Below are 23,009 nucleotides of genomic sequence, written 5' to 3'. Positions count from 1 at the left end.
ATCTCACTCAAGCGGTCATTCAATCCGCTTGGACCCGAACTACAGACAGTACTCCTGGGCCCCGGCGGCGTGCCCGAGGCGGGATGGCTTGTCGCTATGCCATTCTTGCTCGGTGACCTACGACCGGCACCAATGGGCGCATAATCGTAGGTCCATGCCAGAAACCTTGGACGATTCTCTGCGCGCAAGCGGCTCATCCATGAGTCGGCTCCCGGTGCAGGAGTCCTCTGAACGCTACGAGCCGCTGCGCGCCCAGCGCGATCCGCTGGCCGAGGGCAGCGGCCGCATCCGCTCCGATCGGCGTGATCGTGACCGCTGGCGCAAGCAGACCTGGCTCGGGCGTTTCATCTCTACTTACGGGTGGCGCGCGTACGCCATCCCGTTGCTGGTCGCGTTGACGGTCTTCGTCGGGTACCAGACCGTCACGCAGCGCGAACATGTGCATGCGGGCGCCGATGGCCCCAATGAGCCGGTCGCGGATCCGCCCTCCATCGGGGCGCTCGGGGACGCCATCATCGGCGCGCCGCCCAAGGGGCTCACCCAGTTCGACGCGAGCCTGCCCGACGGTGTGCTGCCCGAAGGCGAGCCCTTCACCGCGCAGGGGGCCCGGACGTGGCACATCGTGCCGGGCACCACCCCTCAGATCGGGCAAGGTGCCGCGAAGGTCTTCTCGTACACCATCGAGGTCGAGGACGGCATCGACACCATGGGTTTCGATGGCGATGAGGCGTTCGCGCGGATGGCGACGCAGACCTTGGCCAGCCAGAAGAGCTGGACGCACAATCCGCAGTTCGCGTTCATCCGGGTCGATTCGGGCTCACCCGATTTCCGGATCTCGCTGACCTCGCCGGATACCGTGCGGGATGGTTGTGGGTACGAGATCCAGCTCGAATCCTCCTGCTATAACCCGCGATACGGTGAGAACGGCGAGCGGCGCGTGTTCATCAATGAGGCACGCTGGGTGCGCGGCGCGGTCCCGTTCCAGGGAGATATCACCTCCTATCGCCAGTACGTCATCAACCACGAGGTGGGGCACGCCATCGGCTACCGCAGCCATGAGCCCTGCGAGCAGGACGGACAGCTGGCGCCGGTGATGATGCAGCAGACGTTCAGCACCAGCAACGATGTCGCCGCGAAGTTCGATCCCGACTCGATCAAGCCCGACGGCAAGACGTGCCGCACCAACCCCTGGCCGTATCCGATTCCGTGATGGCACCCGGTCTGGGTCCGGGAAGGGTTGGCATCCCGATACTGTTGATGCTGCTGTAGCCCTCAATCATCAGGAGTCACGGTGCCCACATTGCCGCCGTTGGTAAGTCCCGCCGCGGAACTGACCCGCGAAGAAGTCGCCCGGTACAGCCGGCATCTGATCATTCCCGACCTGGGTGTGGACGGGCAGAAACGCCTCAAGAACGCCAAGGTCCTGGTCATCGGGGCCGGAGGCCTCGGGTCCCCGACTCTGCTGTACCTGGCCGCCGCTGGTGTCGGCACCATCGGGATCGTCGAGTTCGACGTGGTCGATGAGTCCAACCTGCAGCGCCAGATCATCCACGGCCAGTCCGATATCGGCAGGTCCAAGGCGCAGAGCGCGCGTGATTCGGTGTTGGAGATCAATCCTCTCGTCGAGGTGCGGCTGCACGAACTGCGTCTGGACCCGGAAAACGCCGTCGAGCTGTTTGGGCAGTACGACCTGATCCTGGACGGCACCGATAACTTCGCGACGCGTTACCTCGTCAACGACGCCGCCGTGCTGGCGCACAAGCCGTACGTGTGGGGTTCCATCTATCGCTTCGAGGGACAGGTGTCGGTCTTCTGGGAGGACGCGCCCGACGGGCTCGGCCTGAATTACCGCGACCTGTACCCCGAGCCGCCGCCACCGGGCATGGTGCCCTCGTGCGCCGAGGGCGGCGTGCTGGGCATCCTGTGCGCCTCCATCGCGTCGGTGATGGGAACCGAGGCCATCAAGCTCATCACCGGAATCGGTGACTCGCTGCTCGGGCGGCTCATGGTGTACGACGCGCTCGACATGACCTACCGGACCATCAAGATCCGTAAGGACCCGGCCACACCCAAGATCACCGAGCTCATCGACTACGACGCGTTCTGCGGCGTGATCAGCGACGAGGCCTCCGCGGCCGTCGCGGATTCCACCATCACCCCGCGTGAGCTGCGCGAATTGCTCGATGCCGACAAGAAGGTCGCGCTGATCGACGTGCGCGAACCGGTCGAGTGGGACATCGTGCACATCGACGGTGCAGAGCTGGTGCCCAAATCGACCCTTGAGTCCGGAGACGGCCTGGCCAAGCTGCCGCAGGACCGTCAGGCGGTGCTCTACTGCAAGACGGGTATTCGGTCGGCAGAGGCGCTCGTGGCCGTCAAAAAGGCGGGCTTCGCGGATGCGGTGCACCTGCAGGGCGGCATCGCCGCCTGGGCCAAGCAGGTGGACCCCGACATGGTCATGTACTGACCTGCCGGACACCAGCAACAGCCGGATACGGCGGACGTGCCACCTGTGACTGCCGACACGAACGGCGAGCGAACACAACCCAGTTCATTGCAGGCGGTAACGTATGCCGCGTGACTGAGGACCGCCCGCCCGAGCACGTGCTCGCGACCTACGGGCTCAGCGGCGTCAAGCCAGTCCAGCTCGGCCCGACATGGGAGGGCGGCTGGCGGTGCGGCGAAGTGGTGTTGTCCCTGGTAGCCGACCATGCGCGTGCCGCGTGGTCGGCCAAGGTGCGCGACACGTTGTTTGTCGACGGGGTGCGGCTGGCGCGGCCGGTCCGATCCACCGACGGACGCTATGTCGTATCGGGTTGGCGCGCGGACACATTCGTCGCGGGTGCTCCTGAGCCCCGACATGACGAGGTCGTATCACTCTCGGTGCGCCTGCATGAGGCCACGTCGAAGCTGGAACGTCCCCGTTTTCTCACGCAGCCTCCGGTGGCGCCGTGGGCAGACGTTGATGTCTTCATCGCCGCTGATCGCGCGGCCTGGGAGGACCGGCCGTTGCAGTCGTGGCCTTCGGCGGCGCGGGTATCGCCCGGCTCGCCCGACGGTCAGCGATCCATCGACCTGATCAACCAACTGGCCAGCCTGCGCCGGCCCACCAAGAGCCCGCCCCAGCTGGTGCACGGAGACCTCTACGGGACTGTGCTTTTCGCGGGCGCTGCCGCGCCCGGTATCACCGACATCACGCCGTACTGGCGTCCCGCCTCTTGGGCGGCCGGTGTCGCTGTGGTGGACGCGCTCTCCTGGGGCGACGCGGACGACGGCCTCATCGAGCGGTGGGCGACGCTGCCGGAATGGCCGCAGATGCTGTTGCGTGCGTTGATCTTCCGGCTGGCGGTGCATGCCTTGCATCCGCGTTCCTCGTCGCAGTCCTTCCCGGGACTGGCGCGGACCGCGGCGCTGGTGCGGTTGACGCTCTAGCCGTCGTCGGGGAGCATGCCGAATTCGCCCGGATAACGCCGGAAAAGCGCGTATTTGAGCATGCTCGCGCAGTGATCCGGATCACTGCTCACCGTCACATGACAGACTCATGTGAGCGAGATGTGATGGCTCGGTCATCGCCAGCAGCGCCCACGCAACAAGGTTTTCCTACCGTGCTTGCATGGCGAACAACACGGCAGCAGCCCCAATTGCACGGCGCGGACGCTGGATTGAGAACTGGGATCCCGAGGACGTCGTCGCCTGGGATAACGGTGGCGCGAAAGTCGCACGCCGCAACCTGATCTGGTCGGTGGTGGCCGAGCACGTCGGGTTCTCGGTGTGGTCCATCTGGTCGGTGATGGTCCTGTTCATGCCGCAGAACGTCTATCACATCGACGCTGCCGGAAAATTCTTCCTGGTGGCCATGCCGACGCTGGTGGGGGCGGTGCTGCGGTTGCCGTACACCTTCGCCACCGCGTGGTTCGGCGGCCGTAACTGGACGGTCTTCAGTGCGCTGGTGCTGGCCGTTCCGACCGCGCTGACGCTGTACTTCATGGCGCATCCGGAGACCTCGTACACCACGTTCATGATCGTGGCCGCGGTCGCCGGGTTCGGCGGCGGAAACTTCGCCTCCTCCATGACCAATATCAATGCCTTCTACCCGCAACGGTTCAAGGGCTGGGCGCTCGGACTGAACGCGGGCGGCGGGAACATCGGGGTGCCGGTGATTCAGGTGATCGGCCTGCTGGTCATCGCCACCCTCGGGAACCGCTCACCGCAGTGGGTCTGCGCCATCTATCTGGTGCTGATCGCGTTCGCGGCGGTGGGTGCGGCCCTGTTCATGGACAACCTGGCCGACCAGAAGACCGACGGCCGCTCGCTGATCGATGTGATGAAGTACCGGGACTCATGGATCATCGCCTTCCTCTACATCGGCACCTTTGGTTCCTTCATCGGCTTCAGCTTCGCGTTCGGCCAGGTGCTGCAGCTGAATTTCCTTGCCGGGCTGTCGCATAGCGGACTGACCCCGGCCCAAGCCGCCGCGCAGGCCTCGCTGCACGCCGCTCAGATCGCCTTCATCGGGCCGCTACTCGGCTCGCTCGCCCGTCCCTTCGGCGGCTGGTTGTCCGACCGCACCGGCGGCGGAAAGATCTCGCTGTACGCCTTCGTCTCCATGATCTTCGGCGCCGGAATTCTGGTGACCGCGGGCACCATCAGCGATCGAGGTGCCGGGGCACCCTCCGGATCGATCATGACCGCCTACGTCATCGGGTTCATCATCTTGTTTGTCGTCTCCGGAATCGGTAATGGCTCGGTGTACAAGATGATTCCCTCGGTTTTCGCGGCCAAGGCGCGCAGCGGCGGGCATGACGAGACCTGGTCGCGCACCATGTCGGGTGCGCTGATCGGAGTGGCGGGGGCGATCGGGGCCCTGGGCGGTGTCGGCATCAACCTGGTGCTCCGCGCCTCGTATCTCAGTGCCGCCAAATCGGCCACCATGGCGTTCTGGGTGTTCCTCATCTTCTATGTCGTGTGCGCCGTGGTCACCTGGTACGCGTACGTGCGACGGCCTGTGGCGGTATCCCTTCCGGTGATCTCCAGTTCCAAAAATGAAGTGGCGGTGTGAAACTCATGAACAAGAAAGTCGTCGTCATCGGCCATGGAATGGTCGGGCACCGATTCGTGCAGGTACTGCGTGAGCGCGATGCCACCGACCAATGGCAGATCACCGTCTTGGGCGAGGAAGCCGATGCCGCCTACGACCGGGTGGCGCTGTCCTCGTACATCGACAGCTGGGACCGGGACACGCTGGCGCTCACCGGAAACGATTACGCCGACGACCCGATGGTGACTGTGCACCTTGGGGACCGGGTGGTCGGCATCGACCGCACCAATCAGACAGTCACCACCGAGGCCGGCACCGTGCTGGACTATGACGCGCTGGTCATGGCGACGGGGTCATACCCCTTCGTGCCGCCGGTACCAGGCGGCGACGCCGAGGGCTGCTTCGTCTATCGGACCATGGATGATCTGGACGCCATCAAGGCCACCGCGGACAAGTCGCCCGGCTCGGCGGGTGTCGTCATCGGCGGCGGACTGCTCGGCTTGGAGGCCGCAAACGCGCTGCGCCTCATGGGATTGGCACCGCACGTTGTGGAGCTCAATCCCCGGCTGATGCACCTGCAGGTCGACGAGGGCGGTGGCGCGCTGCTCACCCGATTGGTGACCGATCTCGGGTTGACGGTGCACACCAGTGTCTCTACCAAGGCCATTGAGACGGCCGCGGATGGCAGCCTCGCGGTGCAACTGTCGGACGGCACCACGATCGATGCCTCGGTGCTGGTGTTCTCGGCCGGTATCCGGCCCCGCGACGAGCTGGCCCGCGATAGTGGCCTGGAGCTGGCCGAGCGTGGTGGCATCTTCACCGACCGCGGCTGCCTGACAAGCGATCTGCACATCTATGCGATCGGTGAGGTCGCCGCGATCGAGGGGCGCTGCTACGGGCTGGTCGCACCCGGCTACACCACGGCAGAGATCGTCGCGGACCGGCTGCTCGGCGGAACCGCCGAGTTCCCGGGGGCCGACCTGTCCACCAAGCTCAAGCTGCTCGGGGTCGATGTCGCAAGCTTCGGTGATGCTCACGCGACCGCCGACGGCGCGCTGGAGGTCGTCTTCAACGACGCCACCAAGGGCACCTACGCCAAACTCGTGGTCTCCGATGATGCGCGAACCCTGTTGGGTGGCATCCTGGTCGGCGACGCCAGTGCGTATGGCACCTTGCGGCCCATGCTGGGCCGGGAGCTGCCGGCAGACCCGGCCGCCCTGATCGCACCATCGGGTGCGGAGATCGGCGTCGGCGCGCTCCCGGACGACGCGCAGATCTGCTCGTGCAACGCCGTCACCAAGGGCGCGATCTGCGGAGCCATCTGTGACGGCGCTACCGACGTCCCTGCCCTGAAGGCGGCCACCTGTGCCGGAACGTCCTGCGGTAGCTGCATTCCCATGCTCAAGCAGATCCTTGCCGCGCAAGGTGTCGAGCAGTCCAAGGCGCTCTGTGAGCACTTCGAGCAGTCGCGTGCCGAACTGTTCCAGGTGGTACAGGTGACGGGTATCCGGACCTTCTCGGAACTGATCGCCAAGCATGGCAAGGGAACTGGTTGCGATATCTGCAAGCCCACGGTCGCATCCATCCTGGCTTCGACGTCCAGCGATCACATCCTGGAGGGCGAACAGGCCGGGCTGCAGGACACCAACGACCATTTCCTGGCCAACATGCAGAAGAACGGCACCTACTCGGTGGTGCCACGACTGCCCGGTGGTGAGGTAACCCCGGAGAAGCTCATCGTCATCGGTGAGATCGCGCGGGATTTCGGGCTGTACACCAAAATCACCGGCGGTCAGCGCATCGACCTGTTCGGTGCCCGCGTCGAGCAGCTTCCGCTTATCTGGAAGCGACTCATCGACGCGGGCATGGAATCCGGCCATGCCTACGGCAAGTCGCTGCGCACGGTGAAGAGCTGCGTCGGGTCCACCTGGTGCCGATATGGGGTTCAAGATTCGGTCGGCATGGCCGTTGAACTCGAATTGCGTTACCGCGGGCTGCGTTCCCCGCACAAGCTGAAGATGGGCGTATCCGGGTGTGCCCGGGAGTGTGCCGAGGCTCGCGGCAAGGATGTCGGTGTCATCGCCACCGAGAACGGCTGGAATCTGTACGTCGGCGGCAACGGTGGAGCGACACCTATGCATGCCAAACTGCTTGCCGGTGATCTGGATTCGGAGACGCTGATCAAGTACATCGACAGGTACTTGATGTTCTACATCCGCACCGCGGACCGGCTGCAGCGCACGGCACCCTGGCAGGAGGCCATCGAGGGTGGCTTGGATCACATCCGCGCGGTGGTCTGTGAGGACTCGCTCGGTATCGCAGACGAACTGGAAGCGGCGATGGCCAGCCATGTGGATGGCTACCAGGACGAATGGGCGGCTGTCCTCGCTGACCCGGACAAGCTGCGGCGGTTCGTGTCATTCGTGAATGCGCCCGACGAGCTTGATTCGACCATCGCGTTCGACGAGAGCGGGCCGCGGAAGGTGCCGGTGCTGCTGGGGACTCCCGGATTCCGGGCCGCAGCCGATTCCGCAACGTGACACGCAGGCACCGGTAATACCGGGGTAACACAAGGTGGGTAGACATGACATATCGCGTAGAAAACGAGAAGAAAGGCCGGAGATGACAATCCTGGAAGCTCGCCCGCGACTGAGGCGGTACCAGTACGTGTGGTCGACGGTGTGTGCGGTGGATTCGCTCACCCCTGGCCGGGGTGCTGCGGTATTACTTCCGGATGATGTGCAGGCCGCGCTGTTCTTGCTGCCCACTGGGGAGCTGTACGCGGTCGGTAACATCGATCCATACGGGCAGGCCGCCGTGATGGCGCGCGGCCTGACCGGTGACCGTGGTGGGGAGCCGACGGTGGCGTCGCCACTGCTCAAGCAGGTCTTCTCGCTTATTGACGGGCGTTGTCTCGATGATGCGTCGCGCCGGTTGCCAGTCTTCGAGGTGCGGGTGATCAATGGAAACGTCGAAATCGGAATGCTCAGAAGCCGACACCGGAACGCGGTTGCCGCGTAGCGAGCAAGAACGGCGGCTCGACGGGTTCACGATCGGTGTTACCGCTGCGCGCCGTTCCGAGGAACTGATCGCACTGTTGGAGCGCCGTGGCGCGGCGGTGGTGCATGCCGCGGCCATTCGGATCATCCCGCTGGCCGACGATGCCGAGCTACGGGACGCCACAGAACTCGTCATCGCCGATCCGCCCGATCTGACGGTGGCCACCACCGGCATCGGTTTCCGAGGCTGGATCGAGGCGGCCGATGAGTGGGGTGTGGCCGATGGGCTCAAGTCGGCGCTGGAATCCGGCCGTTTGGTCGCCCGTGGACCCAAAGCCACCGGGGCGATCCGGCAGGCCGGTCTTCGCGAGGAGTGGTCGCCTGGCTCCGAGTCGTCGGCGGAAGTGCTGGATCGTCTGCTCGAGGAGGGTGTCGAGGGGAAGCGCATCGCCGTGCAACTGCATGGTGCCGCTACCGAGTGGGAGCCCATCGCCGATCTGTGTGAGGCGCTGACCATCGCTGGTGCGCAGGTGATCCGGGTGCCGGTGTATCGCTGGGAGCCGCCGGAGGATCAGCGGCCCATGGACCGCATGATCTCCATGGCGATCAATGCTGAGCTGGACGGAATCAGTTTCACGAGTGCGCCCGCGGTGGCCTCGATGTTGGGTCGCGCCAAGGCAACCGGTCGATTGGACGAGCTGCTGTCGGCGCTGCGGGCCCGGGTGGCGCCGCTGTGCGTCGGACCGGTGACGGCCGCGCCGCTGGAAGTGCTGGGTGTGCCCACGACGCAACCCGAACGAGCCCGACTGGGCGCGTTGGCCAGGCATATCGCCGACGAACTGACAAGGCGGGCACCACGTTTCCACGCGGGAGGGCACATCGTCAGCGTGCGCAGTTGTGGAATTGCGGTCGACGGGGAGACGCGGCAGATCTCGCCGGCGGGTATGGCGTTGATGAAGCGGATGATGGTGCGCCCCGGTCAGGTGGTGTCCCGGGAGGATCTGCTGGCCGCGCTGCCTGGTGGCGGGGATGACACCCACGCCGTCGAGACGGCCATGACGCGGTTGCGCGCCGCACTCGGCGCGCCGAAAGTTATTCAGACAGTGGTCAAGCGGGGTTACCGGTTGGCGATCGATCCGACCACGATTGGGGAATGTCATGGCTGAGCTCGTATTGGTGGCCCATGGCACCCGGTCGGCGGCCGGTGTGGAGAACATCGCCGCGCTTGCCGAGGCGGTATCGCGGCGTGTCGGTTCGGTGCGCACCGCCTTTGTCGATGTTTTGGGTCCCACACCGTCGGAGGTGCTCTCGACGATTGATGGTCCCGCGGTACTGCTTCCGGCCTTTTTGGCATCGGGATACCATGTGCACCACGATATTCCGGAACACGTCGCGTTGAGTGGGCATCCCGAGGTGGCCGTGACGCAAACCTTGGGACCAGATCCGGTCTTGGCCAGGGTCATGGCGGAACGATTGCGTCAGGCCGGATGGCGCCGCGGTGACGCGGTGGTGTTCGCGGCGGCGGGTTCCTCCGATCCCCGTGCCCGCCATGAGGTTCACACCGCGGCAAGCATGCTGGCCCGGCACACCGGCCCCGTGAAAGTGGGGTACATCGCGACAGGGGAGCCGAGGGTGTCCGACGTCGTCGCGGAGGTGCGATCGGCGGGCCGCCGGGTTTTCATCGCGTCATATCTATTGGCGCATGGTCTGTTTCAGCAACGCCTCACCGAATGCGGTGCCGATGGTGTCGCGCAACCACTGGGTGTACACCCGCAGATCGTGGATCTACTGGTGCGGCGTTTCGCCTCGGCGGCCGTGGCGTCGGGAGAGCTAGAAACCGTGGCGGACGTCGCGTAGCGCGATTCGTCCGTCCACGGCAAGCACGCCCTCGGCCCTGAGTAGTTCGAGCTGACGGGTGCGGATGTGCGGTGCGGGGCGCCCGCTGGCACCGATGACGCGATGCCAGGGCAGGTCCGCGGAGTCGGTGCGCATGATCCAGCCCACGATGCGTGCGCTGGAAAGCCCTGCCGCATCGGCGATATCGCCGTAAGTAGCCACCCGCCCGGCGGGTATGGACGCGACCAATGAGCGCACCAGCTCCACTTGTTCGTCGGTGACCGCTGCCATGATTACTCCAGGTGTGACCGTATCGCGGCGGCGGTTTCGGCGGGCCGAGACTGCGACACCATGTGATCGCAGTCGATGTCGACCAGCTCGAAACGGTCACCGAGTGCGGCCCGCAATGCGTCCAATAGTTCGGGTATTACGTAGGGCGGCGAGGTGCGGGTGGCACGCAGCAGGGTGACCCGAATGATGTTGGCGGGTAGGGCAATATCGCGGGCCAGCTCGCTCCAGGCCGTCACCACGGCGGGCAGGCTCATTCGCCAGCCCCACCGGCCGTTGGGTAGTTCGATCAGATGCTCGTCGAGTTCGGTCTCGATGACATGATCCGGGACGTCCGACCATGCTCCGGCCACCTTGTCCGATTTCGCCTCGGCCCGATCGGTGTAATCCGGATAGGCCACCATCTGGTCGGCGATCTGTCGCATCCAGTCGCCGTCCAGTCCGATCGCCGGATCCAGCAGTACCAGGGACTTCACCAGATCAGGCCGGCGGGCCGCGAGGTGCAGCGCGGTGGCACCGCCAAAGGAGTGCGCCACCACCACGACGGGACCAGTCTGGGCTTCGTCGAGCACGGCGGCGACCGCGTCGGCGTGTGCCTCAAGTGACCAGGGTGCGGTGGCGGGGGAGCGCCCGTGCCCCAGCAGGTCCGGGGCCAGGACCGAGACGTCGGTGAGGTGTTCATCGAACAGCGGCGCCCAGCGTCTGCCGTGCCCGGTAAGCCCGTGCAACGCCAGCAGACGTGCGGGTTGGTCGGGGCCGTATCGATGGGTGGTCAGCGTCGGTGTCACCCGCTGAATCCTGCCACGATGGGGTCGAGAGCTGCCGGTGGGATCCCAGGTCAGGTCCACTTGTCAGACCCCCGTGCTGTGATTTGCACATGCCAACGCCGTCCTCCTCGCCCCGATCCTGGGACGGTGCCGCGGCAGATCTTCTAGACCCCGGCAGCCGGGGCCGTTTCGTGGTGGTCGGTGGCAGCGGAACCGGCAAGACAAGTCTGCTTGTCGATCTGGTGGCGGCGCACACTGCCGCTGGTGCGAGTCCGGAGTCCGTTCTCGTGCTCACGGGCTCCAACCGGGCGAGCGCCGATCTACGCGATCGGATTTCTGCCGCGGTGTTCGAGCGTTGCGCCGATGTCGCCATCCGTGAGCCCATGGTTCGCACCGTGCACTCGTATGCCTTCGCGGTGCTTGCCGCCCATGCGGCGCGCCAGGGTAACCCGCCGCCACGTTTGATCACCGCCGCCGAGCAGGACAGTATTGTGCGTGAATTGTTGTGCGGCAACGCTGAAGACAACACCGGTTCCTGGCCCGACGCGCTGCGCCCGGCGTTGACCACGGCGGGCTTTGCCACCGGTGTGCGCGATCTCATGGCCCGTTGCACCGAGCGCGGGGTCGATGCCAGGGAGCTGCGTGCGATCGGTCGGCGGCATAACCGTCCGGAGTGGATCGCGGTCGCCGGTCTCGCACGAGAGTACGAGGAAGTCATGCTGCTCCGGTCGGCGGTGGGGATGGCGGCCCCGCAGGCCACGGTGCCCGCGCTGGGCGCCGCCGAGCTGGTCGGATTGGCGCTGGATATCTTCGCCGTCGAACCGGGAATCCTTGCCGCCGAGTGTGATCGCATCGATCTTCTTCTCGTGGACGACGCCCATCATCTTGACCCACAGGCGGCGCTGCTGGTGCGGCTACTGGCTCAAAGGGCCGGCGTCTGTGTCGTCACGGGCGACCCCAACCAAACCGTGTTCGGGTTTCGCGGTGCCGACACTCAGCTGTTGCAGATCGGTGCCGACGCAGGTGCCGTCACCATCGAACTCGATACCTCGCACCGATGCGCCGCGCCGGTGGCCGAGCTCGCGAACGCGGTCGCCCGGCGGCTGCCCGGGAGCTCGCCGGCCCGGATAATCCAGGGAGCGGACAACGCCGCGGCCGCTGTTCGTCTTGCGACCGTGCCCACCGAGACCGCCGAAGCGTCTCTGGTCGTCGATCTCCTGCGGCGATCCCACTTGATCGACGGTGTCCCGTGGTCGCAGATGGCTGTCATAGTCCGGTCGGTCCCGCGCAGCGGCGCGGCACTGCGCCGGGCGCTGCAGTCGGCAGGTGTTCCGGTGCGCGCCGAGTCGCATGACGGCCCCGTCGCCGCGGTACCTGCGGTGCATGCGCTGTTGGTGGCGGTTTCTGCTGCTCAGGGTGGTGTTTCCGACGATGATGCGGTGACACTGGCGACGGGCCCGATCGGGCGGGTGGATCCGGTGGCCCTCAGGCGGTTACGGCGTCAGCTGCTGCGCGCGGAGGAGGCCGCGGGCGGCGAGCGGAGCAGTGCGGAGCTGCTGCGCGCGGTCCTAGTGGACTCCGCAGAGGCGCATCTCGCGGCGCTCACTGATATCCAGGCTGCCCCGCTGCGCCGCGTGCGTGCGGTGATCGGTGCCGCACGCGAGGCCATCGTGGCCGGTGCCAGTGTCCTCGACGTGCTGTGGGCCGCGTGGATGCGATCTGGTCTACAGCGGCGCTGGGACGGGTTGTCCCAACGCGGTGGTCCGCTGGGCACTCAGGCCGACCGGGATCTCGGCGCGGTGTCGGCGCTGTTCGATCTGGCCTCCGAGCATGTGGCGCGGACCCCCGGGATTGGCGTCGCGGGACTGATCGACCACATCCGATCACTGGCGCTGCCCGGTCAGCGCACGGCGCGGCTGGAATCCGATGCCGTCGCCATCGTCAGCGCGCACGCCGCAGTGGGGCGTCAGTGGGATGTGGTCGCGATCCCCGGTGTGCAAGAGGGGCTTTGGCCTAATACAGCGGTGCGGGGTGGGGTGCTGCGCACTCAGGAGCTGATGGATGTGCTGGCGGGTATCGACCATGCCGCTCATGCCGACGGGTCTGCGGTGGCGCTTGCCGAGGAGCGCCGGCTACTCCTTGTGGCAGTGGGCAGGGCGGCGCGGCGAGTGCTGATCACCGCCGTCGACAACGAGAACGCTGATATGGCGGGCGGACCCGCGATGGCGTCCCGTTTCCTCACCGAGTTGATGCTCGCTCATCCGGAGTGGGTGATGCCCGAATACCGGCCAGGCACATCGGAATCGCGGGCCCTGACCGCCGCGAATCTGGTGGGAGAACTGCGCGCCGTCGTCACGGCCCCGGCCGGTGCCGTGTCCGAGGCTCGTCGCCGCGCCGCCGCGACACAACTGGCCCGGCTCGCTGACGCCGGCATTCCTGGCGCCGATCCGGAATCCTGGTATGGCCTCAGCGAAGTCAGCAGTGCACAGCCGCTGTGGCTGGCTGAGGACGGTCCGGTTCGTTTGTCGCCGTCCAATGTCGAGACCTTGATGGCATGCCCATTGCGCTGGATGCTGGAACGGCATGGCGGCACCGATCTCACCGATCCGCGCCGGGCGCTGGGCACCTTGGTGCACGAGCTTGTCGGTGTGCACTCCGGGGATCCAGACGCGATGCGCCGGGAACTCGATAAAGTTTGGGACTCAATGCCGTTCGAATCGCGGTGGTATGCGCGCAATGAGCTGCGGCGGCACCAGGAACTGTTGGAGGCGTTCAGCACCTGGCGCGCGTCGACGCGTGGTGAACTGACCGAGGTCGGCCGTGAGATCGGTGTCGACGGCGTTCTTTCGCGTGCCGGGCACCCGCAGGTGCGACTGGTTGGCCGCATCGACCGGTTGGAACGCGATGCGCAGGGCCGTCCCGTCATCATCGATATCAAGACCGGGAAAAGCCCTGCCACCAAGGATGATGCGCAACAACACGCCCAGCTCGCGGCATACCAAGTCGCCGCTGCCGAGGGGCTCATCGACGGCGAACCCGCGGGTGAGCCCGGTGGCGGCCGCCTGGTGTACATCGCCAAACCCAATCTCGATGCCGGTGCCACGCAACGCCACCAGGATCCGTTGACTCCGGCGGTGCAGGACGGTTGGCGGCAGACCATCCACGATGCCGCGGCCAGCACGCAGGGGCCGGTGTTCGTCGCCCGGGTCAACGACGGTTGCGGGCACTGCCCCTTGCGGACCTGCTGTCCCGCACAGGCCGGCGGGCAGGCAGTGTGTCAGCCGTGAGCGCATATTCACCGGCCGAGCTATCCAAGGCCCTTGGGCTTTTCGAACCTACCGAGGAACAGGCGGCCGTCATCGGGGCACCCCCGGGTCCCATGGTGGTGATCGCCGGAGCGGGCGCGGGCAAGACGGAGACCATGGCGGCCCGGGTGGTGTGGCTGCTCGCCAATGGCTACGCCACCCCCGGCCAGGTGCTCGGTCTGACCTTCACCCGCAAGGCCGCGGGTCAGTTGTTGCGCCGTGTCAGATCACGCCTCGGCCGCCTGGCCGGAAGCGGGATTCTGGCCCCGGTTGCCGCCGATGAGCCTGATCCCGTCATCGCGACCTATCACGCTTATGCGGGAACGTTGTTGCGCGAGCACGGGTTGCTGCTGCCGATGGAACCCAACGCGCGCCTGCTGACGGAGACGCAGCTGTGGCAGCTGGCTTTCCGGCTGGTCTGTGATTTCGATGGCGACCTGGACACCGAGAAAACTCCTGGTGCCGTCACCGCGGCGGTGCTGGCGCTGGCCGGTCAGCTCTCGGAGCATCTGGTGGACACCACCGATCTGCTGTCCTCACACGACGAGCTGGAACAGCTGATTCTCACCCTGCCGCCCGGTCCGCGCCAGCGAGACGGCGGGCCCAGCGCCTGGTTGCTGCGGTTGATCGAAACACAGCGTGAGCGAACACAACTCGTTGTGATCGTGCAGCAGCTGATCGCGCTGATGCGCGCCCGCGGGGTGCTCGACTTCGGTGCACAGATGTCGTTGTCGGCTCGGTTGGCCGCCGGACATCCCGTTGTCGGGCAGACTCAGCGCGACCGCTACCGGGTGGTGCTGCTGGACGAGTACCAGGACACCGGGCACGCGCAACGCGTCTTGTTGTCGTCCTTGTTCGGGCGTGGTGTCGATCCCGAGTTGGCGTTGACCGCTGTGGGTGATCCGATCCAGTCCATCTACGGCTGGCGGGGCGCTTCGGCGACCAACCTGCCCCGATTCACCACCGATTTCCCGCTGCCGGATGGCACGCCCGCGCCGACCCTGGAGTTACGCACCAGCTGGCGTAACCCACCCGAGGCCTTGCATCTGGCCAACGCCGTGTCCGAGGAGGCGCGGCGGCGTTCGGTGGCGGTGCGGCCACTGCGGCCCCGGCCGGATGCGACGTCCGGCCACATCTCGTGCGCGTTGTTCAGCGACATCGCCGCCGAACGAGAGTGGGTGGCAACACAACTGGCCTCGGTCTATGAGAAAGCACATCGCGAGGGCAATCGCCCCCCGGCCGCGGCGGTATTGGTCAGGCGCAATGGTGACGCCGCACCCATGGCGGAGGCGCTTGCTGCGCAAGGTGTTCCGGTCGAGGTGGTTGGGTTGACCGGTCTACTCGGCCTGCCCGAGGTTGCCGATACCGTCGCGATGCTGCGCCTTGTTGCCGACCCGACGGCGGGTCCTGCCGCCCTGCGAGTGCTGACCGGGCCCCGGTGGCGTCTCGGGGCCCACGACCTGGTGGTGCTCTGGCGGCGGGCGATGGGCTTCGGCCGCGGCGGGTCCGGGATGATCGGCGAGGACGGGGGAGAAGAAGCTGATGTTCCGTGCCTGGCCGATGCCATCAGCGATCCCGGTACGCCCGACGAGTACTCCTCGGAGGGCTGGGCGCGGCTCACCGCACTGCGACGGGAATTGTCCGCGTTGCGCGCGCGCCTCGGTATGCCGCTCACCGATCTGATCAGCGAGGTGCAGCGCGTACTGGCATTGGACGTCGAACTGGCCGCGGGACAACGCAACGGCGGCATGGACCAATTGCGTGCTTTCACCGATGTCGCCGCCGGATTCGCCGAATCCGCCGACCAGAGCGATCCGGTGGGGGTGGTCACCGCGTTCTTGCAATACCTGGACGCCGCATGGGAGATCGAAAAGGGCCTTGCCCCCGTGGAGGTGGCGACGAGCCCGGGGCGGGTGCAGATCCTGACCGTGCATTCGGCCAAGGGGCTGGAATGGGAGGTCGTGGCCGTACCGCACCTGAGCGCCGGGGTGTTCCCGTCGGGTGTGGCCGCGCCGACATGGCTGACCAGCGCCACCGAACTACCTCCGTTGGTCCGCGGCGATCGGGCCACCCAGGGAGATCATTTCGGGGTACCGCAGCTGGATACCGAGGGCATCACCAACCGTAAACAGCTCGCCGATGCCATCACACGCCACAAGGACAGCCTGGCCACACGCCGGATCGATGAAGAGCGGCGGCTGCTGTATGTGGCGGTTACCCGCTGCGCCGAGCAGCTGTTCGTCTCGGGGCACCACTGGGGTCAGACCGGGCTCAAACCGAAGGGGCCATCAGACTTTCTGGTTGAGCTGCGCGATGTCATCGAGTCGGCGGCTGCCGAAGGCATTCCCTGCGGAACTGTCGAACAGTGGGCTCCCGAGCCCGCGGCCGGTGAGCGCAATCCCATGCTCGAGCAGACCGTCGAAGCGGCATGGCCTGCTGATCCGCTTGCGGGCAGACGCGGCGACATCGAGGCCGGCGCCCGGTTGGTACGGGAGGCACGCGCCGGTGAGGCAGCCCAGACCGCGGCGGACGATGATGACGTCGAGGGGTGGGCGGCCGACGTCGACGCCTTGTTGCGTGAACGTGAGCAGGCCCATCGTCGCCCGGAAATGTCTCTTCCTCAACATCTTTCGGTGACAAGCCTGGTGGAGCTGCGACAGGACCCTCAGGCCCTGGCACGCAAGCTGACACGTCCGCGTCCTACCCGCCCGGACCTGGAAGCGCGTCGCGGCACCGCGTTCCACGCCTGGGTGCAACGCCACTACGGGTCGGTGCGGCTCATCGATTTCGAAGATCTGCCCGGTGACGGCCACGGGAATTTCGAGGACGCCGAAGATCTGGCGGCGCTGCAGGTGGCGTTCCTCGACTCGGAGTGGGCGGATCGATCCCCCGCCGAGGTTGAGGTGCCCTTCGAGATTTCCGTTGCCGGAACCGTCGTACGTGGCCGCATCGACGCCGTATTCGGACCCGACGGCGGGACGGACGACACGTGGACGGTCGTCGATTGGAAGACCGGACATGAGCCGTCGGGCGACGAGATGGAAGCCGCCGCGCTGCAGCTGGCCGTGTATCGGCGTGCGTGGGCGTCGTTACGGGGAATCGATCCCGCACGCGTGCGCGCCGCATTCCACTATGTGCGCACGGGCCGCACCATCGCCCCGGCCGAGCTACCCGAGTTGCCGCAGGCGGAGGAGCTCGCAGAGCTGACCCGAGATTGATATCTGCCCAAACCTCGCCGGTATGTCACCAGCCAACGCGAACCACGGGCGCGCCATATGAGTAGATTGACACCCGTGCAACCGGTGAGTCGGACGCGATCGGCGTATGGCAGGTAAGTTTCGCCAGCGGTTTCGCGGCCTTGATGAGACGCTGACCGCACAGCCAGACCACGCGTTGGTCGGTGTGCTGCGTATCCCCGAGAACGCCGCCAGCCCGTGGCGAGCGATCGGTAAACGCATCCTCATCGCGATAGGAACGCTGTTCGCCGCGGTGCTCGTGGTGTACGCGGACCGCAGCGGTTACCGGGATGTCGCATCCACTCCAGAGGAAAGCGATCCGCTCAGCTTCCTCGACTGCTTCTACTACGCCACCGTCTCGCTCTCGACCACCGGATACGGCGATATCACCCCGTACACCGAGGGGGCGCGGCTGGTGAACATTCTCGTCATCACACCCTTGCGCCTGCTGTTCCTGATCGTCCTGGTCGGTACCACGGTCGAGGCGCTCACCGAACGTTCGCGTCAAGCACTGAAGATCCAGCGATGGAGGGCCCGCGTGCGCAACCACACCGTTGTCGTCGGATACGGAACCAAGGGGAAAACCGCCGTGCAGGCGATGCTCTCCGACGGCGCCGCGCCGGCCGAGATCGTGGTCGTCGACGAAGACCAGATGGCGCTGGACGCCGCGGCCGCGGCAGATCTGGTGACCGTGCGTGGCAGTGCCACCAAATCAGACGTGCTGCGGCTCGCGGGTGTGCAGAATGCCAAGTCGATCATCGTCGCGGCCAACCGCGACGACACCTCGGTGCTGGTCACGCTCACCGCCCGGGAACTGGCTCCCCACGCCAAGATCGTCGCCGCGATCCGCGAGGCAGAGAACGTGCACCTGCTGCGCCAGTCCGGCGCGGACTCGGTGGTGGTGTCCTCCGAAACCGCCGGACGTCTGCTCGGTATTGCCACCACGACACCACGGGTCGTGGAGATGATCGAGGACCTGCTGACCCCGGAGGCGGGGTTCGCGATTGCCGAACGCGAGGTGGAGCGCAGCGAGATCGGCGGCTCACCACGGCACCTGTCCGACATCGTCCTCGGTGTGGTGCGTGACGGCACCCTGCACCGAGTCGATGCGCCCGAGGTGGATTCCATCGAAGCCGCCGATCGCCTGCTGTATGTCCGCAACGCCGGAGCATGACATGACCTTCCGTCTTCGCAACATTCCTCTGCTTTCCCGCGTTGGGCTGGATCGTGCGGACGAACTGCGGTCGAACCCCGAGGAATTGGCCAAGGGCTGGGCCGAGGCGGGCCTGATCACCCTGGATGTGCGTGGCCGGGTGAACATCGTCGACGGGCGAGTGGTCCTCGAGGACGCCGCCCGTACCGGCGACGTACCGCCCGAGCACGCTGTGTTCCTGGGCCGCATCCCGGGTGGCCGTCACGTGTGGGCGGTGCGTGCCGATCTTGGCGATGACAGCGCGCCGCTGTTGGACCTGCGCCGCTCCGGCCAGCTGTTCGACGACACCAGTGCCGCGCTGCTGGCCACCGCGATGGCCATGCTGGCCTGGCATGACAGCGCCGGGTACAGCCCCGTCGACGGCTCACCCACCACGCCCGCCAAGGGCGGCTGGGTTCGGGTGAACTCAAGCACCGGCCAGGAGGAGTTCCCGCGGACTGATCCCGCCATCATCTGCTTGGTGCATGACGGCGGTGATCGCGCGGTGCTCGGCCGTCAGAAGTTCTGGCCGGAACGGATGTTCTCGCTGCTGGCCGGATTCGTGGAGGCGGGCGAATCGCTGGAAGCGTGTGTGGCCCGCGAGATCGCCGAAGAAGTGGGCCTCACGGTCACCGATGTGCAGTACCTGGGCAGCCAGCCATGGCCTTTCCCGCGGTCCATCATGTTGGGATTTCACGCGATCGGCGATCCGTCGCAACCGTTCGCCTTCAACGACGGTGAGATCGCCGAGGCCGACTGGTTCACCCGCGACGAGGTGCGCGCGGCACTTGAGCTGGGGGATTGGACCACGCCGTCGGATTCGCGGCTGATGCTCCCGGGCTCGATCTCGATAGCCCGGGAGATCGTGGAGTCCTGGGCCTACGCCAAGGACTAGTGGATCAGACGCCCAACTTCGCCTTGACCTGGGCCAGTGACGGATTGGTGAGCGCGCTGCCATCCGGGAACTTCACGGTCGGCACGGTCTGGTTGCCCCCGTTGACATTCGCGACGTAGTCGGCGGCGGCCGGGTCCTGCTCGATATCGACCTTGGTGTAGCCGATGCCGGCGGCCTTCAGCTGCGTCTCCAGCCGACGGCAGTAGCCGCACCAGGTGGTGGAGTACATGGTGAGGTCGGAATCGCTCGCTGTAGTCACATCCGCATTCAACGTCATACCCCGCCGGGGTGTTCCGCCGGGGTGTGAGATCTGTCAACAGCGGGGTGGGGGAGGTTTGTTGTCGGCGGTTGCTGAAAGGATGGTCGGGTGCCGCGCTCTCTCCTTGATGGTCTCGACGACGAGCAGCGTGCCGCCGTCACCGCACCGCGCGGCCCTGTCTGCGTGCTCGCCGGGGCCGGAACCGGTAAGACCCGCACCATCACCCATCGCATCGCCCATCTGGTCGAATCCGGCCATGTCGCCGCCGGGCAGATCCTGGCGGTCACCTTCACCCAGCGGGCAGCGGGGGAGATGCGCGGTCGATTGCGCGACTTGGGCGTCGGATCGGCGCAAGCGGTCACCTTCCACGCCGCCGGTCTACGACAGCTCCGATACTTCTGGCCGCAGTTGGTCGGCGACACCCGCTGGGAGTTGATCGATAGCAAGTTCACGCTCGTGGCGCAGGCCGCGAATCGCGCGAAACTGAGCACCACCACCGACGCGGTTCGTGACCTCGCCGGTGAAATCGAATGGGCCAAGGCATCATTGATCAGCCCGGAGGCCTATCCGGCGGCTGCTGCCAAATTCGGGCGGGATGTGCCGGTTCCCGCCGAGCAGGTCGCCAAGGTCTATGCGGGCTACGAGAAACTCAAGGCCCGGCCCGACGGTTCGACCCTTCTCGATTTCGATGACCTGTTGTTACACACGGCGGCCGCCATCGAGAACTCCGCGACCGTCGCCGACGAGTTCCGGGACCGCTACCGCTGTTTCGTCGTTGATGAATACCAGGACGTCACCCCGCTGCAGCAGCGTGTGCTCGACGCGTGGCTCGGTCCCCGCGATGACCTGACCGTCGTGGGTGATGCCAACCAGACCATCTACTCGTTCACCGGCGCCACCCCGCAGTATCTGCTCGGTTTCTCTCGCCGCTTTCCTGATGCGACGGTGGTCCGCTTGGAACGTGACTATCGCTCCACACCGCAAGTGGTTTCGCTGGCCAACCGGCTGATCTCGGCAGCGCAGGGCCGGGTGGCGGGCAGCAAGCTGCAACTTATCGGCCAGCGCGCGGAAGGCCCCACCCCGCGGTTCTCCGAGCATGACGATGAGGCCGCGGAGGCCAAGTCGGTAGCGAAATCCATTGCTGCACTGATTGAGTCCGGTACTCCTGCGTCCGAGATCGCGGTGCTGTACCGCATCAACGCACAGTCCGAGGTGTATGAGGAGGCGCTCACCGAGGCCGGCGTACCGTTTCAGGTGCGTGGCGGCGAGGGGTTCTTCACCCGTCAGGAAGTGCGCCAGGCGTTGGTGGCCCTGCAGCGTGCCGCGGATCGTGCGTCCGCTGAACTTCCCGTGCCGCAACAGGTTCAGGAGATTCTGGAACCCCTGGGACTGTCGCCGGAGGAGCCGCACGGCACGCAGGCGCGCGAGCGGTGGGGATCGCTGCGTGCTTTGGTCGAGCTCGCCGAAGAGGAGTGCACTCGTCAGCCGGAGCTGGATCTGCCCGGCCTCGTGCGTGAGCTGAGAGTACGAGCCGAGGCGCGGCACCCACCCACCGTGCAGGGGGTGACGCTGGCTTCGCTGCACGCGGCGAAGGGCCTGGAATGGGATGCGGTGTTCCTGGTGGGGCTGGCCGATGGCACCCTGCCCATCTCGCATGCGCTCTCGCGCGCCGGAGATATCGAGCCGGTAGAAGAAGAGCGCCGCCTGCTGTACGTCGGAATCACCCGCGCGCGTGTGCATTTGAACTTGAGTTGGGCGTTGGCCCGGGCGGCCGGCGGCCGCAAGTCGCGCAAGCATTCCCGATTCCTCAACGGAATCGCACCGACCGCACAACTTCCCGCGTCCGCAACACCGCGGCGCCGGGGCAGTGGCGCGCGCTGCCGCATCTGCAACGCGGCATTGAGCACACCGGCGGCGGTACTGCTGCGGCGTTGCGAGAGCTGCCCGTCCGATATCGACGAAGAACTCCTTGTCGCGCTGAAGGATTGGCGCCTGAAGACGGCGAAGGAGATGAAGGTACCGGCGTTCGTGGTCTTCACCGACAACACCTTGATCGCCATCGCCGAGCTGCTCCCCGGCGACGACGCCGCACTGGTGGCCATCCCGGGGATCGGCGCGCGCAAGCTGGAGCAGTATGGCCCGGACGTGCTGCGTCTGGTGCGCGCCAGATCCTCGTAATTCCTTGTTCAACACGTGTCTAGCGCGGAGCGTGATCTCGTCCTAGGCTCGCCCCATGGCCGACGATGACCTCCGCGATTTCGAAGCAGGCACCTTCACCCATGAGGGCGAGACCAAGATCGTGTTGCGAAAAGGCAGCGGACCAGCGGTGATCGTGATCGCGGAGATGCCGGGGATCACGCCCAAGGTCGCCAACTTCGCGCGCAAGGTGGCCGATATCGGTTGCACTGCCGTGATGCCGCATCTCTTTGGCAATCCAGGGCAGAACACCGACCCCAAGGACGGAGGCTGGCTGCGCACCGCCACGTACCTGGCGTCCTCGATGTTCCGCGGCTGTGTGAGCCGCGAATTCACGGTGCTGGCCACCGGTAAGAGCTCTCCGGTGGTCGCCTGGCTGCGGGCGCTGGCCCAGAATGAACACGAACGCAGCGGTGGCCCCGGGGTGGGCGCCATCGGCATGTGCTTCACGGGCGGGTACGCGCTGGCGATGGCTGCCGACGATCGGCTGCTGGCCCCTGTGCTGTCCCAGCCGTCGATGCCGGTCGGTCTCACCAAGAGCGCGCGGCACAACATCGACATCTCGCCGTCGGATTTGGCCAAGGTCAAGCATCGCTGCCAACACGACGGGCTCACCGTGCTCGGCATGCGTTTCACCACCGACAAATTGGTGCCCGCCGAACGGTTCCAGTTCCTCAAGGAGGAGCTGGGCGACGCGTTCGTCGCCATTGAACTGCCCGGAAGTGCTGCCAACCCGGATTCACCGATGCCGCCGCATTCGGTGGTCACCGAACATCTCATCGATGAGCCCGGACAGCCCACGCGTGCGGCGCTGGATCAGGTGTTGGATCTGTTCCGGTCTCGGCTGCTGACATCGGTGTAGCGCGAAAAAGAGGCCAGTGAGACGAAACTGGTTCGGAAGTATTGCCGCAGGTCAAAAATAACTTGTCAACCGAATAGGCGACCTTTTACTCTGGGCGTCAGGAATTCGTGAGGATTCCAAACCAGACCTGTTCACG

17 protein-coding genes are annotated in these 23,009 nt (G+C 66.1%); 14 read left to right on the top strand and 3 right to left on the bottom strand.

The genetic code is table 11. From position 1 onward, the window contains the following. The first annotated feature begins 166 nt into the window (after window positions 1–166). The 8 genes from ABG82_RS20010 to ABG82_RS19975 all read left to right on the top strand — a co-directional run bounded on the left by ABG82_RS20010 (window position 167) and on the right by ABG82_RS19975 (window position 9,894). Window positions 167–1,210 carry a DUF3152 domain-containing protein gene (locus tag ABG82_RS20010; protein WP_043077747.1) on the top strand — a complete coding sequence of 348 codons (1,044 nt, stop codon included), beginning with the start codon at window positions 167–169 and terminating at the stop codon, window positions 1,208–1,210. A 90-nt stretch (window positions 1,211–1,300) separates the two neighbouring features. Next, entirely contained in the window at window positions 1,301–2,467 is a 1,167-nt protein-coding gene (gene moeZ, locus ABG82_RS20005) for an adenylyltransferase/sulfurtransferase MoeZ (RefSeq protein WP_174544375.1), read from the top strand. 110 nt (window positions 2,468–2,577) lie between these two features. Further along, window positions 2,578–3,432 (top strand): TIGR02569 family protein, encoded by an 855-nt coding sequence (locus tag ABG82_RS20000; protein WP_043077653.1) that lies wholly within the window; start codon window positions 2,578–2,580, stop codon window positions 3,430–3,432. 181 nt (window positions 3,433–3,613) lie between these two features. Further along, window positions 3,614–5,059, top strand: coding sequence for a nitrate/nitrite transporter (locus ABG82_RS19995; RefSeq protein WP_043077652.1), 1,446 nt, complete (start codon window positions 3,614–3,616; stop codon window positions 5,057–5,059). Between the two features lie 5 nt (window positions 5,060–5,064). Next, complete coding sequence (gene nirB / locus ABG82_RS19990) at window positions 5,065–7,578, top strand: nitrite reductase large subunit NirB (RefSeq protein WP_043077746.1); 2,514 nt, start codon at window positions 5,065–5,067, stop codon at window positions 7,576–7,578. Window positions 7,579–7,705: 127 nt separating this feature from the next. Beyond that, window positions 7,706–8,059 carry a nitrite reductase small subunit NirD gene (gene nirD, locus ABG82_RS19985; RefSeq protein ID WP_043077651.1) on the top strand — a complete coding sequence of 118 codons (354 nt, stop codon included), beginning with the start codon at window positions 7,706–7,708 and terminating at the stop codon, window positions 8,057–8,059. Continuing rightward, window positions 8,049–9,203, top strand: coding sequence for a uroporphyrinogen-III synthase (locus ABG82_RS19980; RefSeq protein ID WP_043077650.1), 1,155 nt, complete (start codon window positions 8,049–8,051; stop codon window positions 9,201–9,203). The genes nirD and ABG82_RS19980 overlap by 11 nt, the downstream gene beginning before the upstream one ends. After that, window positions 9,196–9,894: a sirohydrochlorin chelatase gene (locus tag ABG82_RS19975; protein WP_043077649.1), complete on the top strand. Its 699-nt coding sequence runs from the start codon at window positions 9,196–9,198 to the stop codon at window positions 9,892–9,894. Before ABG82_RS19980 ends, ABG82_RS19975 begins: the two co-directional genes overlap by 8 nt. Here the strand turns inward: ABG82_RS19975 and ABG82_RS19970 are convergent. Both ABG82_RS19970 and ABG82_RS19965 read right to left on the bottom strand, forming a co-directional pair. Further along, on the bottom strand, window positions 9,868–10,164 hold the full coding sequence (locus ABG82_RS19970; protein WP_043077648.1) for an MGMT family protein: 297 nt from the start codon (window positions 10,162–10,164) through the stop codon (window positions 9,868–9,870). The two genes, ABG82_RS19975 and ABG82_RS19970, sit on opposite strands and share 27 nt — an antisense overlap. A gap of 2 nt (window positions 10,165–10,166) precedes the next feature. Beyond that, a complete protein-coding gene (locus ABG82_RS19965; protein WP_043077745.1) occupies window positions 10,167–10,949 on the bottom strand; it encodes an alpha/beta fold hydrolase in 783 nt (260 codons plus the stop codon). An 89-nt stretch (window positions 10,950–11,038) separates the two neighbouring features. Here ABG82_RS19965 and ABG82_RS19960 point away from each other — a divergent pair, with 89 nt between their 5' ends. The 4 genes from ABG82_RS19960 (at window position 11,039) to nudC (ending at window position 19,556) form a co-directional block, all read left to right on the top strand. Beyond that, complete coding sequence (locus ABG82_RS19960; RefSeq protein ID WP_043077647.1) at window positions 11,039–14,215, top strand: ATP-dependent helicase; 3,177 nt, start codon at window positions 11,039–11,041, stop codon at window positions 14,213–14,215. Next, the gene (locus ABG82_RS19955; RefSeq protein ID WP_043077744.1) at window positions 14,212–17,451 is read left to right on the top strand and encodes an ATP-dependent helicase; all 3,240 of its coding nucleotides are present in this window, start codon (window positions 14,212–14,214) and stop codon (window positions 17,449–17,451) included. The genes ABG82_RS19960 and ABG82_RS19955 overlap by 4 nt, the downstream gene beginning before the upstream one ends. A gap of 106 nt (window positions 17,452–17,557) precedes the next feature. Then, the gene (locus ABG82_RS19950; protein ID WP_043077646.1) at window positions 17,558–18,643 is read left to right on the top strand and encodes a potassium channel family protein; all 1,086 of its coding nucleotides are present in this window, start codon (window positions 17,558–17,560) and stop codon (window positions 18,641–18,643) included. Between the two features lies 1 nt (window position 18,644). Then, complete coding sequence (gene nudC / locus ABG82_RS19945) at window positions 18,645–19,556, top strand: NAD(+) diphosphatase (RefSeq protein ID WP_043077645.1); 912 nt, start codon at window positions 18,645–18,647, stop codon at window positions 19,554–19,556. Between the two features lie 4 nt (window positions 19,557–19,560). On the opposite strand, the gene ABG82_RS19940 is transcribed toward nudC, so the two are convergent. Further along, entirely contained in the window at window positions 19,561–19,833 is a 273-nt protein-coding gene (locus tag ABG82_RS19940) for a mycoredoxin (protein ID WP_043077644.1), read from the bottom strand. A 90-nt stretch (window positions 19,834–19,923) separates the two neighbouring features. Here ABG82_RS19940 and ABG82_RS19935 point away from each other — a divergent pair, with 90 nt between their 5' ends. Together ABG82_RS19935 and ABG82_RS19930 are read left to right on the top strand one after the other, a co-directional pair. Next, a complete protein-coding gene (locus tag ABG82_RS19935; RefSeq protein ID WP_043077643.1) occupies window positions 19,924–21,993 on the top strand; it encodes an ATP-dependent DNA helicase UvrD2 in 2,070 nt (689 codons plus the stop codon). 55 nt (window positions 21,994–22,048) lie between these two features. Next, window positions 22,049–22,873: a dienelactone hydrolase family protein gene (locus ABG82_RS19930; RefSeq protein WP_043077642.1), complete on the top strand. Its 825-nt coding sequence runs from the start codon at window positions 22,049–22,051 to the stop codon at window positions 22,871–22,873. Window positions 22,874–23,009 lie beyond the last annotated feature (136 nt).

Origin of the sequence: Mycobacteroides immunogenum (assembly GCF_001605725.1) — a bacterium.
Taxonomy (GTDB): Bacteria; Actinomycetota; Actinomycetes; order Mycobacteriales; family Mycobacteriaceae; genus Mycobacterium; species Mycobacterium immunogenum.
Note: the sequence above shows the minus strand (reverse complement) of the source record. Positions and strands in the feature narration are given on the sequence as shown.